The sequence below is a fragment of the Acerihabitans arboris genome, assembly GCF_010131535.1.
Classification (GTDB): domain Bacteria; phylum Pseudomonadota; class Gammaproteobacteria; order Enterobacterales; family Enterobacteriaceae; genus Acerihabitans; species Acerihabitans arboris.
The window spans coordinates 65460-81672 of sequence record NZ_WUBS01000007.1; the positions used below are offsets into that span (position 1 = coordinate 65460).

The 16213-nt window shown below is 56.2% G+C and carries 13 protein-coding genes and 3 pseudogenes; 6 read left to right on the forward strand and 10 right to left on the reverse strand.

From position 1 onward, the window contains the following. Positions 1-178: 178 nt before the first annotated feature. The gene (locus GRH90_RS10990) at positions 179-1249 is read left to right on the forward strand and encodes a LacI family DNA-binding transcriptional regulator (protein WP_162365996.1); all 1071 of its coding nucleotides are present in this window, start codon (positions 179-181) and stop codon (positions 1247-1249) included. Positions 1250-1415: 166 nt separating this feature from the next. Here GRH90_RS10990 and GRH90_RS10995 read toward each other — a convergent pair whose 3' ends face one another. Then, positions 1416-2309, reverse strand: a complete 894-nt coding sequence (locus GRH90_RS10995; RefSeq protein ID WP_162365997.1) for a LysR family transcriptional regulator — start codon at positions 2307-2309, stop codon at positions 1416-1418. A gap of 431 nt (positions 2310-2740) precedes the next feature. Here GRH90_RS10995 and GRH90_RS11000 point away from each other — a divergent pair, with 431 nt between their 5' ends. After that, entirely contained in the window at positions 2741-4201 is a 1461-nt protein-coding gene (locus GRH90_RS11000) for a sigma-54 interaction domain-containing protein (RefSeq protein ID WP_162365998.1), read from the forward strand. 144 nt (positions 4202-4345) lie between these two features. Here the strand turns inward: GRH90_RS11000 and GRH90_RS11005 are convergent, their stop codons facing one another. The 5 genes from GRH90_RS11005 to GRH90_RS11025 form a co-directional block, all read right to left on the reverse strand. After that, the gene (locus GRH90_RS11005; protein WP_281352753.1) at positions 4346-4897 is read right to left on the reverse strand and encodes a carbohydrate porin; all 552 of its coding nucleotides are present in this window, start codon (positions 4895-4897) and stop codon (positions 4346-4348) included. Positions 4898-4991: 94 nt separating this feature from the next. Next, positions 4992-6848 (reverse strand): FAD-dependent oxidoreductase, encoded by a 1857-nt coding sequence (locus GRH90_RS11010; protein ID WP_162365999.1) that lies wholly within the window; start codon positions 6846-6848, stop codon positions 4992-4994. Positions 6849-7084: 236 nt separating this feature from the next. Beyond that, positions 7085-8494: an MFS transporter gene (locus GRH90_RS11015; protein WP_162366000.1), complete on the reverse strand. Its 1410-nt coding sequence runs from the start codon at positions 8492-8494 to the stop codon at positions 7085-7087. Then, positions 8491-9417: a cytochrome c nitrite reductase subunit NrfD gene (nrfD, locus tag GRH90_RS11020; protein ID WP_162366001.1), complete on the reverse strand. Its 927-nt coding sequence runs from the start codon at positions 9415-9417 to the stop codon at positions 8491-8493. Before nrfD ends, GRH90_RS11015 begins: the two co-directional genes overlap by 4 nt. Beyond that, a complete protein-coding gene (locus GRH90_RS11025; RefSeq protein ID WP_162366002.1) occupies positions 9414-10100 on the reverse strand; it encodes a 4Fe-4S dicluster domain-containing protein in 687 nt (228 codons plus the stop codon). The genes nrfD and GRH90_RS11025 overlap by 4 nt, the downstream gene beginning before the upstream one ends. Before the next feature lie 891 nt (positions 10101-10991). Here GRH90_RS11025 and cycA point away from each other — a divergent pair. After that, positions 10992-12398 carry a D-serine/D-alanine/glycine transporter gene (cycA, locus tag GRH90_RS11030; RefSeq protein ID WP_162366003.1) on the forward strand — a complete coding sequence of 469 codons (1407 nt, stop codon included), beginning with the start codon at positions 10992-10994 and terminating at the stop codon, positions 12396-12398. Positions 12399-12443: 45 nt separating this feature from the next. Here cycA and GRH90_RS11035 read toward each other — a convergent pair whose 3' ends face one another. Both GRH90_RS11035 and GRH90_RS26675 read right to left on the reverse strand, forming a co-directional pair. Then, positions 12444-13181, reverse strand: coding sequence for an amino acid ABC transporter ATP-binding protein (locus GRH90_RS11035; protein ID WP_162366004.1), 738 nt, complete (start codon positions 13179-13181; stop codon positions 12444-12446). 17 nt (positions 13182-13198) lie between these two features. Next, positions 13199-13564 (reverse strand): annotated as a pseudogene (locus GRH90_RS26675) (hypothetical protein); the annotation flags it as partial. Positions 13565-13568: 4 nt separating this feature from the next. On the opposite strand from GRH90_RS26675, the pseudogene GRH90_RS26240 reads away from it, so the two are divergent. Both GRH90_RS26240 and GRH90_RS11050 read left to right on the forward strand, forming a co-directional pair. Continuing rightward, positions 13569-13797: pseudogene (locus GRH90_RS26240) on the forward strand (EamA family transporter); the annotation flags it as partial. Between the two features lie 232 nt (positions 13798-14029). Continuing rightward, entirely contained in the window at positions 14030-14479 is a 450-nt protein-coding gene (locus GRH90_RS11050) for an SgcJ/EcaC family oxidoreductase (RefSeq protein ID WP_162366006.1), read from the forward strand. A gap of 18 nt (positions 14480-14497) precedes the next feature. Here GRH90_RS11050 and GRH90_RS11055 read toward each other — a convergent pair whose 3' ends face one another. Both GRH90_RS11055 and GRH90_RS11060 read right to left on the reverse strand, forming a co-directional pair. Next, positions 14498-14875 (reverse strand): GH36 C-terminal domain-containing protein, encoded by a 378-nt coding sequence (locus GRH90_RS11055; protein WP_246235989.1) that lies wholly within the window; start codon positions 14873-14875, stop codon positions 14498-14500. A gap of 163 nt (positions 14876-15038) precedes the next feature. Beyond that, a pseudogene (locus tag GRH90_RS11060) lies at positions 15039-15584 on the reverse strand (oligosaccharide MFS transporter); the annotation flags it as partial. Positions 15585-15587: 3 nt separating this feature from the next. Here GRH90_RS11060 and GRH90_RS11065 point away from each other — a divergent pair. Beyond that, complete coding sequence (locus tag GRH90_RS11065; protein WP_246235991.1) at positions 15588-16181, forward strand: substrate-binding domain-containing protein; 594 nt, start codon at positions 15588-15590, stop codon at positions 16179-16181. Positions 16182-16213: the final 32 nt, after the last annotated feature.

Consider the following 16213-nt stretch of genomic DNA (forward strand, 5'->3'; position numbering starts at 1 on the left):
CGTAAAACGTGACCATCGCTCGACGGTAAAAGAGCCGAAAATGTGGGTCCATGCAATTTTTTGCAAAAATTTTCATGAAATAGTGACGACAGCGCGGATGTCGGCCAGCCGGGCGCATGGCAGCTATCGGTCGCGTGGTGAAAATTTTTTCATGGGCTAATTTGAAGGCGATCACAAAATGAAAGGAAAGTTAAATATCACCGAAATCGCCCGTGAAACCGGCCTGTCCATCAGTACCGTTTCACGGGTGCTGGCGGGAAAAACCAATACCAGCGCCGGGACGCGCGCCCGCGTATTGCAGGCCGCGCGCCGGGACGGCGTGATGAACAATCTTTCCAGCGGCCGGCTGCTGTTGAACGGTCTGCTGGTTTTTGCCCCGCCCCGGGCCTTCGACGTGCGTACCGATATTTTCTATTACAAGGTGATCCAGGGGATAACACGGGCGCTTGAGCGGCACGAGGTGCGGCTGCGCTACTGCGCGCTGGAGGAAAACGACAGCGACGCCGCCTTGTTCCTGGCAAAGATGAGCCAGCCGGAGACGGAAGCGGCGCTGATTGTCGGCATTGACGATGCCAGGATCCATACCCTGGCGGCCGAGCTGCGCAAACCCTGCGTGCTGATTAACTGTTATGACCGGCGCATGCGCCTGCCGTCGGTTTCTCCCCATCATCAACTGATTGGCGAGTTTTCCACCCATTATCTCATTGAGCAGGGACACCGCAATATATTGACCCTGCAATGCCTGCGGCGCTACACCATGGAACTGCGGATGAACGGCATACGCGAAGCCTGGAATACCCATAACCTGGCGTTTGACGAAGAACGCCACCAACTGGTGGCGCAGGGGTTCGGCACCGCGGAATCGGAACAGCGGCTGGGCGAGTTTATCCGCCGTTGCCCGCCGTCGGAACGCCCGAGCGCCATCCTGGCCGGCGGCGATTTTATGGCGGTGGGCGCCGTCAACGCCTTGCGGGAGGCCGGCCTGCGCGTCCCGCAGGATGTGTCGGTGATGAGCATGGACGGTTTTAACCTGGCGGCGATACATGATATCCCGCTCACGTCGGTGCATGTGCCGCGCGACGAACTGGGGATGGAAGCCGTCAGGATGCTTCAGCAGCGGCTGTTATGCCCCGACGGCCCGGTGGGCAACCTGCTGCTTAACGGCAGGCTGATGATCAGGGATTCCGTGCGCCGCATCCGCGCCAATAAAAATCACTCCGCCGTGCAGCGGGACGGCTTATATGACTGACGCGCGGGACAAGGGTGGCGCATGGGGAGAAACGGCATGAACAGCCGTAAACCTGTATGACGTGGTGCGGCTGCCGGCCTGCTCGGTGATTGTCCTGGCCGCCTCCGTCATCGCGCCGCTGCTATTGATTGCAATGATGCGGCCTGTAAGGCGGGTGACGGCGCGGTTATTGGATAAAATTCTTGAACTCCCGCAAAAAAATGCCCATGCCGGGATTGGCGTTTTTGTTGTCCCAGACCAGCTCCAGGTTAAACCAGCAATCCTCCTCGGCAATATCCACCAGCACGCAATTATCCCCCAGCAGATACCCCCGATGCCGGGGCATCAGCAGCGCCGCCTGTTTATTGAACTCCAGGTTGAAACAGCATGTCTTCAGGTTGGGATATTCCCGGGCCAGGGCGAACTCGACGCCGTGGCCGGTTAAAAACTGGGTGCTGTAGGCCTCGGACAAGGCAAACGCCTGGGGATCCACGCGAATAATCGGCCAGTCGCCGATCTCGCGCAGCGTTACCCTGGCGCGATCGGCCAGGGGATGCTGTTTATTAAACGCCACGCACAGCGGATCGGTCTGAAAGGATAAGGTACTAAACCGGGGATCATGCGCCATAAAGTTGGGCCGGATCAGGAAGCCAAAATCGCAGATATGGCTATCGAGCAGCGCCAAGGCCTCATCCAGCTCGCTGTCGCGGCACTCAACCGCAATGTCGCCATGCGATTGATGAAACCGGTTCAGGAAGCTGATAAGAAAGGAATGGATGGCTTCCCCCAAAAACGCGATTGCCAGCCGGTGGCGACCCTTGCCGCAGAACGCGTGCATAACCGCCAGCGAGGATTCATACTGCGTAATGATCTTGCGCGCTTCCCCGGCAAACAATTTCCCCGCCGTGGTCAGTTCGACCTTGTGCGTATCACGCCTGAGCAGCGCCACGCCCAACCTGTCTTCCAGATATTTTATATGGCGGCTTAACACCGGTTGCGTCACATTCATCATTTGCGCCGTCTTGCTGAAATTCAACACTTGCGATAAAACAATAAATTCGTTAATCAAGTGTATTTTCATACTCATTCTCTTTCGATATTCATTTTACAGTAAAGCGCGGTTTAATGAACGATGATATCAAGGCGCCGGCGGACAAACTGTGCGAAGTATCAAAAGGCGGGAACTCAAAACACCAATATTATTATTTTTGCATAACAGGAATTGAAATAAACATAAACCAAGCCCCCGCCTTTAATGTAATTATTTCGTTAAACAAATAATTTCTCTCCACACTTTTTCACTAAAACGTGATATCGGCTGTTTAATGTGTGATTGATTTCACATTATCGGCAATTTCTTTTATTTATAACAACGGAAATCACGCAATGTTGCATCCTTATGATGCATTATTGTATTGGTCTTGCCGACTAACTCTTGCTATTTTCGTTGAATGCCCTTAGCCGCTCGGCGCTTGGAAAATAGTGTTTGTATTGCGCGTTATGGAGGATACAATGAGCCAGGAACATCTTCTTGATAAAGACTCGATAGACTTTAAGAAAATCGTCGATAATCTAGAATGCCCGGTCTATATCACCAATTCCACCGGCGTCACCAAATATGTTAATAAAGCGTACATCCGGGAAAATCCGCTAATCAATCCTGCCGATATCATCGGCCGGTCGGTAGAGGATATTATTCAAGAAGGTAAATATTTTAACAAATCCATTACACGCGAGGTCATCAATAGCAAAAAGGAGGCGATAGGATTTTTTGCCCATCACCTATTGCCGGATAAAATGGCTTTTGTCTCCGGCAGGCCGGTGCTCGACGATGAGAATGAAATTGAACATGTGGTATCAATCCTGTATGCGCAATCCTTTTTCCGCCGGCTGGAAGCACATTTTAACTATCCCATTTATTCCTTTGACTCATACCGGAGCTTATTACTCAAAAATCATGCTCCTTGCCTGGATCCCTTTGCCAATATGATCGGCACCAGCAAATGCATCGAAGCATTAAAATGGATTTTGCTCAAAGCGGCCAAAACCGACGCCACCATCCTGATCCAGGGCGAGTCCGGCACCGGCAAAGAAGTCGCGGCGACCAACATCCAGAACATCAGCCTGCGGGCCGGCAAGCCTTTTATCAAGATTAACTGTGCGGCCATACCGGCCAACCTGATCGAGAGCGAGCTGTTCGGATACGAAAAAGGCGCGTTTACCGGCGCCGCCGTGGGCAGGGCCGGTTTTTTTGAGCAGGCGAACGGCGGTACCATTTTTTTAGATGAAATCGGCGATTTGCCTTTTGATGCCCAGGCTAAACTGTTGCGCGTTTTGCAGCAAAAAGAGATCCAGCGCCTGGGCGGGAATAAATTAATCAAGCTCGATATTCGCGTGATTGCCGCGACCAATTCCAATTTACGTGAAAAAATAGTCAATAAGGAATTCCGCGAGGACCTTTATTATCGGCTGAACCTGATTCCTGTTTATCTTGCGCCACTGCGGGAAAGAAAAATTGACATTCCATTATTGGTGGAGTTTTTTTGCCATAGGTTTGACGCTATCTATAACCGGATTATCAGATTCGAGGGGCCGGCGCTTAATGCGTTACAATATTACGATTGGCCGGGAAATATTCGCGAGCTGGAAAACTTTCTTGAATACCTGTATATCTGCTCCGACGAAAATATCGTTCCCGACGATGTGATCAACACCCTGCTGACGCAAAAATACCTCCCGCCGGAAGAGAACCTCAAGGAAACGTTGGTGGAAAACTTCTGCCATGGTGAAATAGAAAACAATAAATACCTGAAAGACAGCATGTTGCAAATTGAACGTAAGCTCCTGCAGCTGGCGTTGGATAAATATAAAACCACCTACAATATGGCGGTTGCCATGGGCGTTTCCCAACCGACGGTGGTCAGGAAAATGCACTCCTTAGGCATCGGCCACAAGAGTCATACCCCGGCATGACCCATCCATGGTCATCGCCACGCCGCGCGTGGCGTAGCGGTTTGACCGGGCCGGACAGGCCGGCAGGCGCGCCCGGCCACGGGCTATCGGGCCATCGCCGGGCGGGCGGCCTGCGATCGCGCCCGCCGGCGCGTCGACCAGCAATCAGCGCGCGGGATGGCCGCTCAACCCCAGCATATCGTCGATCAATAAGGTGGCGAACAGCCCAAAGGCCAGTCCGTCGCGCGGTGCGGACCAGGCATAGGGATTCATCCAGGTATTGGCGTTGAAGGTGCGGATCACATAACCGCTGAGGATAACGCCGTCCGTCAGCATAATATTCGCATCCAGGCTCAGGCTATATTCATTACGCTTGGCGCGATAATCACCGGTCCCTCCTGAGGCGGTATACGCCTGCGTTTCAAGACGTTGTTCATCCCGGGTCAGGCGTCCCCAGCCGACGTTCAGTCCATAACTGTCGAACGGCCGGCTTTGCCATGGGCTGGAGATAATCAACCCGGCGTATCCCTGGCTTGCCAAGCCATTGCTGACGTCCTTATCGATGGTTTGGGCAAAACTGGCATAAGCGCTCAGGGCCGTGGGGTTGGCCGCGCCCGCGATGCCGTCATCCCGCCGCCAGAAGGTTTTTTTCCCGCCCATATAATAACCGGAGACGCCGCTGCTGGTGCGCGCCGCAGCCGTCGGATCGCTGACCAGCGACGTGCCGGTGGCGGAATTTTTCCGCTATCAATCCTGTTTTTTGGCATAATATTCCCCGGCGTAATGACGGGGAACATAGGTTGCGAAAAGCTTATTTCCCCAAGGCATACCTGGCGGCGCTTTCGCCGGCGATACGGCCGGAGTTATAGGCAAACCCCAGGGCCAGCCCCTGATACGGCGGGTATGAGTTATAGAAGCCGGAGGCATTATTACCGGTCGCATACAGGCCGCGGACCGGATGTGAGTCAATATTCAGGGCTTCGAGATTTTCATTAACCCTAATACCGCCGATGGAGCTTAAATTGACCACCCGCGCCTTGAACGCGAAAAACGGACCTTGATTGACGGCATAGACCAAATTAGCCGCGCTTTTACCAAATCGCCCGTCTTTTTTAGTGCCGATCGCTTGGTTATAGGCGGTTATCGACGCCTCCAGGACGGCGGCATCCATACCGGCGTTTTTGGCCAATTCCCCAAGGGTAGCGCCTTTGAACACCTGTCCGGAAGCCAGGCTGTCATTGGCCAGCTTCACGAAGTCGCCGGTGCCCTCCGGATTAGGGGCGCCGGCGCCGGAAAGCTCAAAGGGCTGTTTCCCTTTGGTAAAGGCATTTAAGGTATTTTCATCGACGATAATATAATAATCGCCGCCGACGGCGTAGGCGGCATTAGCCCAATAAGCGGTATCATAAACCAATTCTTCATTGGCAAAACGGGTACCGGCCATATCCACCCACATCAGCGGCGTTTTTATCAGCCTGATCAGCAAGTTGCTATTAAAACCGTCGGCTTTGGTGCCGCTTAGCGCCAGGAGTTCGGCGGCGTGGATCAGCGCGGACTGCTGCCCTTTGGCGGCGCCGGCATCCCAGGCCATCTTGACGCCCTCGCCCCTATTCGGCCATGCCAGGGAGGACATATTCGGCACGTTCATTTGCTGCTTGACCCTATTGACGTCGCCGCCGTAGCCGCCGGTCGCCAACACCACCGATTTGGCATGGATGGTCAGGGTACCGCCGTCCTCTTTTAACGCCACCAGGCCGTTAACCGTGCCATCAGCGCCTTTCAGCAGCGATTGCCCGGTCACCCCGGTCATCAACTCCCCATGCATTTTCTGGAAGTTATCATACATATTCTTGAACGCTTCGCCGCTGTCCTTATAACGATGGTACATGCGCCATTTAATCGGATCATCGTTCTGCGCCTGCTGGACATTATGATCGGATAAATACAGTTTCACGCCATATTTAGTCAACCAGTCAATGGTCGAGGGTGATTCCTCGATAATTCTCCGGGTCAGCGGACCGTTTGACAGATAATGGTCATATTCCATCAGCCGGTTGAACAGATCGTCCGTCTTAAACTCTAGTTTTTTCGCTTTTAACATCGGCGAACGCACCGCGAACAGCCCGCTGGCCAGTTTGCCCGCGCCGCCGACGGAAGGAGACCGCTCGACAACCAGCACCCTGGCGCCCGCCTCGGCCGAAGCCAGCGCCGCGGCGGTGCCGGACGCGCCGGCGCCCACCACGACCACATCAACCGTTTTTTCTTCGTTTACGCCGTTTTTAACCACCTTGACCGCTTTTAACGCCTCGACGTCGACGCCGGATTGGGCAATCGCCGCCTGCGCCGCGCGCAGCACGGCGTTGCTGGTCACCGTCGCGCCGGTGACGCCGTCAATGGCCAGGCTTTGATTCCTGACGATTTCCTTCGCCAGTTTCGGCGCCGCCTGGCCGCCCAGCTCCGGGGTTTCCTTTGGCGCGTCCACCTTGATATCCTTGATGACGCCGGCGTCATCCACGGTGGCGGTGACGGTGACATCGCCGCCGATGCCCTGCTCCACCGCCGAATAGCTGCCCGCGGTGATCTTGGCGGCGCTTTTCTGCGCGGCGTCGCCGGCGCCGCCGTCTGCGCCGGCATACCCCGCCGAAAAAGCCAACGTCAGCGATAACATGATCAGTGACCATTTCTTGCTGCCTGCATACCTGTTTAGCGCCTTTATCGACATATTTTTCACCTTTCGGTTTTGTGGTTCTCAATAAAAAAAGTTATCTGCGTTCGCAGGAATGCCATCCGGACATCCGGCAGATAAAACTCATCCTGTTTGTATACATTGGGCAGGTTTACCAACCATAAGGTATTGCCTGATATCATCAGGATATAAATAAACTTATGAAAATAGTGATACCTTTAGTTAATGACCTGTTTTGGATCCGGTAGTTTCTCGACCCCCTGGATAAACCCATCGCCGTCGTTATTTTCCAGCCTCAGGAAAATAAAACAGCACAGCAATAAACCCAGCCCCATTAATGAAAACAAGGCATGGTACGCGTCCATCCCGCCCAGGCTGCCGGCATCCCTTAAATAGCGTAGTGACGAAAAAGTAAAGGCCACGCTGATAATGACCGACAATAATTGGCTCAGCGTCAGGAGGCTGTTGCCGGTATTATAGGTATCGTCGGTCAGGTCGCTGAATGTCAGCGTATTCATTGCGGCATAGAGCACCGAGCTCAGCATGCCGACGACCATGATCAACAGCGCGATTAATGATAACGACGCGGTCAATAACGGACAGGTCAGGGAATACAGGGCCGCCGCCGTCAGGCCCGTGGTCGCCAGCAGCAGGCGGCGATATCCCAGCCGCGCCAATATCCGGCGCAGTAAAAAACGGGCCAGCAGCGCGCCCAAGGCAAACGACAGCATGATGTAGCTCACCGCCGGCGGCGGGTAATTGAATTCCAGCTGCAGCATCAGGGATAACGCCAGGGGAACCGAGGCCAGGAAGATCCGCACGCCAATGTTGCCGGCGATGCCGATGGCAAAGGTGCGGTGGCGGAATAATGACCACGAAAATAACGGATCGGGCGTGGTTATATAATACTTTCTATAAAGATGGACCAATAACAGGGCCAGGGCAAACGACGCCATTATCCAGACGGCCGGAACACCCGGCCTGCCCATGCCATAGAAGCCCAGCATCAGCAGGATGATGGCGGGGGTCATCAGCAAAAAGCCCCTGAGGTCAAAATCGCCGCTGTCCCGCATCTTTATCGGCATATGCGCCCTGGCCAGGAAAAAACAGGCCAGGCAGAGGGGAAGGTTGATCAGGAAAATCAGGCGCCAGGAAAAATGCATCACCAACAGGCCGCTGACCAGCGGCCCGGCCAGGGTGCCCAGCAGGCCGAGCAATGTCATCTTGTTCAGCGCGGCCAGTTTCCGCCGCGGCGCGATGCTTTTAAGCATGCCCACCCTAACGGCCGGCAACATTAATCCACCGCCGATGCCCTGGATAACGCGCGACGCGCTGATGGCGAACAGCGAACCGGACGCGGCGCAAAGACAGGAACCGGCGGCAAACAACGCCAGGGCCAACAGATAGGTTTGCCGGTAGCCGAAGGTATCGTTCAGCCAGCCGCTGACCGGGGTGAACATCACCACCGTCAGCAAATAGGCGCCGACCAGGATGCCCATGTTTAATATGGATTGGTGTAACGATACCGCCATGGTGGGAATGGCCAGATACAGCATGGTGGTATCCATTGACTGCATAAAGAAGGTGATTGAGGCAATGGACAGCAGTGGTGTGGCGTTGTTCATCATGCCGTCACCATCTGGCCGGCGTACAGGATAAACATTCTTAATAGCAACACGCTGCACAAGCCTATCCCCGCGGTGGCCAGCAGAAAGCCCCGGCGATGCCTGAAGCGGCTGTTGCACAGCAGGTTAAGCAACAGCGGCAACACGATGCCGCAGCCAACGATGCCGGCCCAGAATATCGCGCCCCAAAAGCCCTGCAACGCGGTCAGCGCGGCCAGGTGTTTTTTCTCCCCGCCGTAAAACAGGCCGAGGAAAAACAGCATCAGCAGCGACAGCTCCACCCAGATCAAGGGCTTTTCAAACCGCTGCAGGAGCGGCAGGGACGACGGCGCCGGCCCGTTAAAGAATATGCCGCGGCATAAGGTGGCCACGGCCAGCGCCGAGGCCAGTCCGGAGGTTAAAAACAGTAGCGGCAGGATAGGATTATTCAGCAACGGATAGGATTTCAGCGCCAGCAGCAGGCAACCGGTATAAACGCCCAACAGTATCGCCAGCGCGGCCACCAGGGTGTCCAACAGCACGTTAAACCGGCCGATATACCGCGCCGCCCGCGCGTACCGGCCGTTGCCGGTAAAATTTTTATGATAAATATTCAGGATCCAGAGCATCAGGATCACCATGTAGACCTGGAACAGCATGACCCCCAGCGACATCACCGAACGAGGGTTGTAGTAGATCATGAGATACCAGAACGTCCAGGGGCGGGCCAGGTGAAAGATCAGGATAGCCAGCCCCAGCATCACGGCCAGGGGGGCGATGACCGTGGCCGCCCTGATAATGATGTCGTCGGCGACTTCCGCCGGGGGAATACGCCGCTTGAGCAGCACCGCGATAATCACCATGCCGGACGATATCCCCACCAGCAGCAGGTAAATGGCGATCGGCCAGTCCCATACGAGGGTGGCGAAATGAAACGCATTGTTCATTGCGGGATCTCTCCGAACTTGCCCGGGATGTGGTACAGCTTGGGCGCGGTGCCAAGATGGATTTTTGAGCGGTATACCGTCCTGCCGGCAATGGCCTTGGCAATCTCGCTATCGGGATCGTCCAGGTTGCCGAAGGTTAACGCCTTGGTCGGGCACACCGCGACACAGGCCGGCAGCCTGCCTTTCGCCAGGTTGGTATCCCGGCAGAAATTGCATTTATCGGCGGTTTTGGTCACCGGATGGATAAAGCGCACATGGTAAGGACAGGCGGCCAGGCAATAGCGGCATCCCACGCAGCGATTGGCATCAACGTCGACGATGCCGGTCTTGGCATCTTTATACGACGCGCCGGTAGGACAAACCTCGACGCAGGGCGGGTTATCACAATGCTGGCAGGATTTACGCGCAAACTGTTTTTGGGTTTTGCCCTGATCCTGCCAGGTGCCGTTATCCACGATATCCACCCGGGTAACCCCGGCCGGCACATTATTGATGTTATGACAGGCCACCACGCAGGCTTTGCAGCCGATGCACCGGGTTTCGTCGTGGAGCATGCCGTAGCGAACGTTATCAATGACAATGGTTTGCCGGGATAACGTCCCGGCCAAAAAACGATGGACGGGATAGGTGACCAATATCGCCCCGCCTATCCCCCGAATAAAACTACGACGTGAACAGCTCATGCCAGCCCCTTGCTAAATAATTCAAAAACAGCACGTAATTTTTAACCATCCTTGCCGGATTTAATCATTCTTCTTCATCACGACGTCTGCCGTCTGAGGCTATTAAACCGGCGGCCGTAAAGCTAAAAGCATAAAGGGTGCCAATATGGCGATAACCAGGATAAGCGGGCCGGGTTACTATCATGACCTCATATTCAATAGGCCTTTCAGCCGGGAGGACGTCGAAAACAACCCCGCCAATCGCGTGCCGCGTCCCCTGCGCGGCGCTATTTTTTATCGCGGTAAAATACATCCGTGAATTATTCCGATGCAAAAATGCATCGCGTCACGCCGGCGGCGCGGTTTTATCCATGCCGTGGGAAATAAATACGCGGGTAAGCGGGAGAAATATCCCATTAAATAGAGGAAATCAGGTATGACCGGCCATATTGCCGAAAAAGCCGGGATGGCACAATTTATGCTTTATCCCTGCGCCCGCCGGCGCGTGGCGGCGTATTTCACAGGCGCCTCCCGGTCGCGGGCCGCGGCGATGATCCGCCGTACCGGCGGCAAATTACGCTCAATACTTTACGGCATAAGGTGACGGCAATGCGTCTTAACTTCGATGTGGATATCCATTTAGCCCTGGCGTGCGCTTTCCTGTTTTTTTTGGTGTTATTGCTTAACGCGCTGCCTTGAACGCCAGGACATCATGGCCGGTGGCCATGATGCCGCCCCGCCTCCCCGCCGTTCCGGCGAAAAAATCATTACCCCCCGCCACGGTATTGCACTATCTTATGCCGGCACTTATACCGGCGCCTATACCCGCAGGTATCTCAGCAAACCAGCGTTACGACTGAATCTATATCGGCCAGTAGAGCCGCACAATATCACTGACAGGAATATGTCTATATGGTTGATCATTCGACAGAGAACCATTTAACCGCGGAGGAGCCGGATACGCTCCAGCGTAACCTGAACAACCGCCATATCCAGCTGATCGCCATCGGCGGCGCCATCGGCACCGGCCTGTTCATGGGATCCGGCAAAACCATCAGCCTGGCCGGGCCCTCGATTATCTTTGTGTATCTGATCATCGGTTTTATGCTGTTTTTCGTGATGCGCGCCATGGGGGAGCTACTGCTCTCCAACCTGGAATATAAATCCTTCAGCGATTTCGCCGCCGACCTGCTCGGCCCGTGGGCGGGTTATTTTACCGGCTGGACCTACTGGTTTTGCTGGGTGGTCACCGGCATTGCCGACGTGGTGGCCATCAGCGCTTATTTCCAGCTGTGGTTTCCCGGATTCTCCGTCTGGATGGGCGCCCTGCTGTGCCTGGCGGTGTTCTTTTCACTGAATATCGCCACCGTCAGGCTGTTCGGCGAGCTGGAATTCTGGTTTGCCATCGTGAAAATCATTGCGATTGTCGCCCTGATCGCCACCGGCATCGCGCTGGCGGCGGTGCACTACCCTTCCCCGGCCGGCGGCACGGCGTCGCTATCGAATATCTGGCAGCACGGCGGCCTGTTTCCCCAGGGACCCAGCGGCTTTTTTGCCGGTTTCCAAATCGCGGTTTTCGCCTTTGTCGGCATTGAACTGGTCGGCACCACCGCGGCGGAAACCCACAATCCGCATAAGGTGTTGCCGCGCGCCATCAACGCCATTCCCATCCGGGTGATTATGTTTTATGTGCTGGCGCTGATGGCCATCATGATGGTGACGCCCTGGGATAGCGTGGTGCCGGAGCGTAGCCCGTTTGTTGAAATGTTTATGCTGACCGGCCTGCCGGCCGCCGCCAGCGTGGTGAATTTCGTGGTATTGACGTCCGCGGCCTCCTCGGCCAACAGCGGTATGTTTTCCACCAGCCGCATGCTGTACGGCCTGGCGGAACAGGGCGTGGCCCACCGGCGCTTTGCCCTGCTGTCCCGGCGCGCCGTGCCGACCAACGGCCTGATGTTCTCCTGCCTGTGCCTGGCGATCGGGGTGGCGCTTATCTACCTGATCCCCAACGTCATGACGGTGTTTACCCTGGTGACCACGGTTTCCGCCATTCTGTTCATGTTTGTCTGGACGATGATCCTTTGTTCCTACCTCGCTTACCGTAAACAGCATCCGCAGCGTCACCGCGAGTCGCACTTTAAAATGCCGCTGGGCAAGGTGATGTGCTGGGTGTGCATGGCGTTCTTTCTTTTTGTGCTGGCGTTGCTGACGCTGCGGGAAGATACCCGCCAGGCCCTGCTGGCCACGCCGCTGTGGTTTGCGATCCTAGCCGTCGGCTGGCGGCGGCGCGGCAGAAAAATGGCCGGTCGGCGGCGATAGCCTCAATCGGGTCGCGCGCCCGCGCCCGATCTTGATGCGCGCCGGTCAATGCTGGCGCAAATCGGCCAGGAAGCGCTGCGCGCGCGGGTGCCGGGGCGCGGTAAAAAAGGCCGCCGGCGCGGCTTTTTCGAGAATTCGCCCTTCATCCATGAACCAGATGGTATCGGCCACCTCGCGGGCAAGGTTCATCTCATGGGTGACGCACATCATGGTCATGCCTTCGTTGGCCAGGCCCCGCATGACATTGAGCACTTCGCCGACCATTTCCGGGTCCAGCGCGCTGGTGGGCTCATCGAACAACATCACCGGGGGGTTCATCGCCAGCGCGCGGGCAATGGCCACCCGCTGTTGTTGACCGCCGGAAAGCTGGGCCGGATAGGCGTTGGCTTTATTGGCCAGCCCCACCCGGTCGAGCAGCTCGACCGCATGCCGTCGCGCCTGCGAACGCTTCACTCCCAGCACCTTGGCCGGCGACAGCATAATATTGTCGATAACGGAAATATGCGGGAATAAGTTAAAGCTCTGGAACACAAAACCGATGCGGGTACGTAGTTGATTAAGGCGGGTGCTGGTGCCGTGGATATCGACGCCGTCGAACAGGATTTGCCCTTGCCCGATAGGCTCCAGGCGATTGACCGTACGGCTCAGCGTGGACTTGCCGGAGCCGGACGGCCCGCAGATCACCACCACTTCCCCGCTTTTGATCTCCGCGCTCAGGTCGGTCAAGGCTTGGTATTCGCCATACCATTTATTGACCTGGTTAAACAAAATCATCGGGATCATCGAAAGCCTCTGTGTTATCAGGATTTGGGCGACAACAGCGGATCGGCCCGCGCGACCGCCGGCGGTTGGTTAAGACGCCGGCGCGCGATGCGCTGTTCAAGGTAGCTCGCCAACCGGGTCAGGCTCAGGCTCAGGCTCAGGCTCAGGCTCAGGCTCAGGCTCAGGCTCAGGCTCAGGCTCAGGCTCAGGCTCAGGCTCAGGCTCAGGCTCAGGCTCAGGCAGATAACGTAATAGCCCAGCGCCACGATGCCAAACACCTCGAAGTGTTTGGTCAGCAGTTGGTTGTTCACCTGGTTGGCGGCAAACGTCAGTTCGGGAACATTAATCACATAACCGAGGGTATTGTTTTTTATCACCGAGACCCGTTGGCTGACCAGGCTGGGCGGCAATATCGGCGGTCATTTGATTCGCGGTTTTTCAGGTAGCGGCGGGATGTATTTTGACTATCTTGCCCTGGCTTATATTTCCCTGGCCGACGTCACCGCCCTGAGTTACACCGCCCCGTTGTTTACCGTTATCCTGGCCGCCTGCCTGCTGGGCGAGGTGGTGCGCCCTTCGCGCTGGGCGGGCGTGGTCGTCGGCCTGCTCGGCATCATGATCATGCTCTCCCCCATCTCGGCGGCGCGGAACATGACGCACCGGGCGGCGAAGGCCTCCTCTGGGCCGACCGGCGGCGCAGGTTTTACCTGGATCTCGACGGCAATCCCAAATGATCGCCATGACACGGCTGCCGATGGTTAATATTTGGATATAGTTTTAATGAGTTATAATATTATATAAAAATAGTTTTCAAATGAAATTATTGGTAGTTTGACTGGCCCAACACCAGGATAACTTACGGAAATTTTATGAAAAAGACCAACGCGCTCGTCTTGTCAATGGCACTGTTTTCCACCGCAGCACTGGCTGAGAAAGCGCCCCAGTGCGCTAAAATCGATAAACAGCAGGTTGAAAAGCTGTTTGACCGCTGGAATGATTCCTTGAAAACCGGCGATGCCAGGAAAGTATCGGAGAACTATCTCAGCGACGCAGTATTGCTGCCGACGGTATCCAATCAAGTCCGGCTCACCGACGCCGAACGCATCGACTACTTTAAACACTTCCTGGCCAAACAGCCGGTGGGCAAAATAGATACCCGCACAATCCGCATCGGCTGCAACAAAGCGATCGATGTCGGTACCTATACCTTCACGTTTAAAGATAAATCCACGGTTTCCGCCCGTTATACGTTTACCTATTTTTGGGACGGCCGGAACTGGAAAATTTCGTCCCACCACTCTTCCGCCATGCCCGAGTAACCCCCCGCGATAACCCGGTCACTCCTGCCTGAACAGCAGCAGCGCGGATTCCGGATCCAATACCGGTAGTGCGAAGCCCACCTTCTCCAGCCATTCACCGCTGAGCACGCATTGGCTGTCAAACCAGGCGGGATACCGCTTCATGGTATGATTGCGCGGCTGGTGAAAGCTCTGCGGCATATCCAGGATCTCCAGCCGGTATCGCCCGACCGGGTTGAGATAGGGAATGCGCAGGTTGCCGCTCAGCGCATACTCCGGCAGCTGGCGCTGGCAGATAAGCACCACCGCTTCGGTTTGGTCATCGGCCACCACCCCAAGGATCGGTTGATCGGGCTGGTTGGCGTCCAGACGGAACGCACGGCCGCCGTGCAGCAGGGGGCGCAGCCGTTTATGCAACGCGATATAACGGCTAAAACCCTACTGCTCAGCGGCGTCGGCCGTCAACGGATCCACTTCTGGATAAGGCGCGCAGCGTACCAACAGGCTTACGCGACAACTTCGCAGCAGTATCACCGAGGTTTCCATCCGGTTCTCCCAAGATTCAATACCAATAACGTGTTTAGGATTCGACGACACGGCTCTTGCCGGTTAATCCGGCCGGCCGCCGGCCGGAGAGGGTGAATGCCGAAACCAGGGTAAAGGTCAGCACTACGGCGCCCAGCGCCATGTAGGTCGGTTTAAAGCCCAACTGGTCGTACAGCTGGCCGGCAAAGTAGGACATAAAGATCATCGACAGCTGTTTGCTGAAGCAGAAACCGATGAGATAGACGGTGGCGGAGCAGCGCACGTCAAATACCTGGGTGATGTATTTAAACGATCCCACCAGCAGGAAGGGGACTTCAAACATATGCAGCATCTTCAGCACCACCACCTGCGCCGCGCTGGTGGCAAACGCCGAGCCGATGATGCGCGTCGACATAATCAGGCCCGCCAGCAGCAGGGCATTTTTGCTGCCGATCTTGCTGATGATAAACGGCGCGCAGAACATAATGGCCGCGTTAAGGATCTCGCCGCCGGTGGTGACAAATCCGAAGATTTCGGTGCCCTGCTGCTTGGTCGCAAAAAATGAGGTGAAAAAGTTGGCGAACTGCTGGTCAAACACATCCATTTGCCGTTCCTGGCGCTGGGGCGCAGTGAACTGGCGCAGCAGTACGCCTGGTTCGACTTTGATAACCACGCCGGCAGCCGGCTGGCGGTCGCCCGGCTGGCGGCCCTCGGCCACCGCCGCATCGCCTGGCTGGGCAGCAGCAACCGCCAGACCTATGTCAAGCAGCGGCCGCGGGGGTATTTGGACGGCATGGCGCAGGCGGCGCTGCCGGTGCCGCAGGCGTATTGCCTGGAGGCCGAGGCCAACCGGCGCGACGGTTTTCTCGCCACCCAGCGTTTACTGGCGTTGCCCTCCCCGCCGACCGCCATTATCACCGATTGTAATATGCACGGCGAGGGGGCGGCCAATGCGCTGCAGCAGGCGGGCCTGCTGGACAGGATTTCGCTGATTGCCTATGACGGGCTGCCCGCCGACAGCCTGGTGACCCGCAACGTTACGCCGATCTTGCAGGCGACCCGCGCCGAGGTGGGGAAACAGATTGCCGCCATGACCTGTGCGTTGATCGAGGGCGAACCCGTCGACAACCTGCAGGTACTGTGGCAACCGACTCTGGGGGAAGGCGACACCGCGCGGGCGCCTTACGGTGATGAATAGGCCGGCATGACGGCGTAAGCGCCTCATGGTGA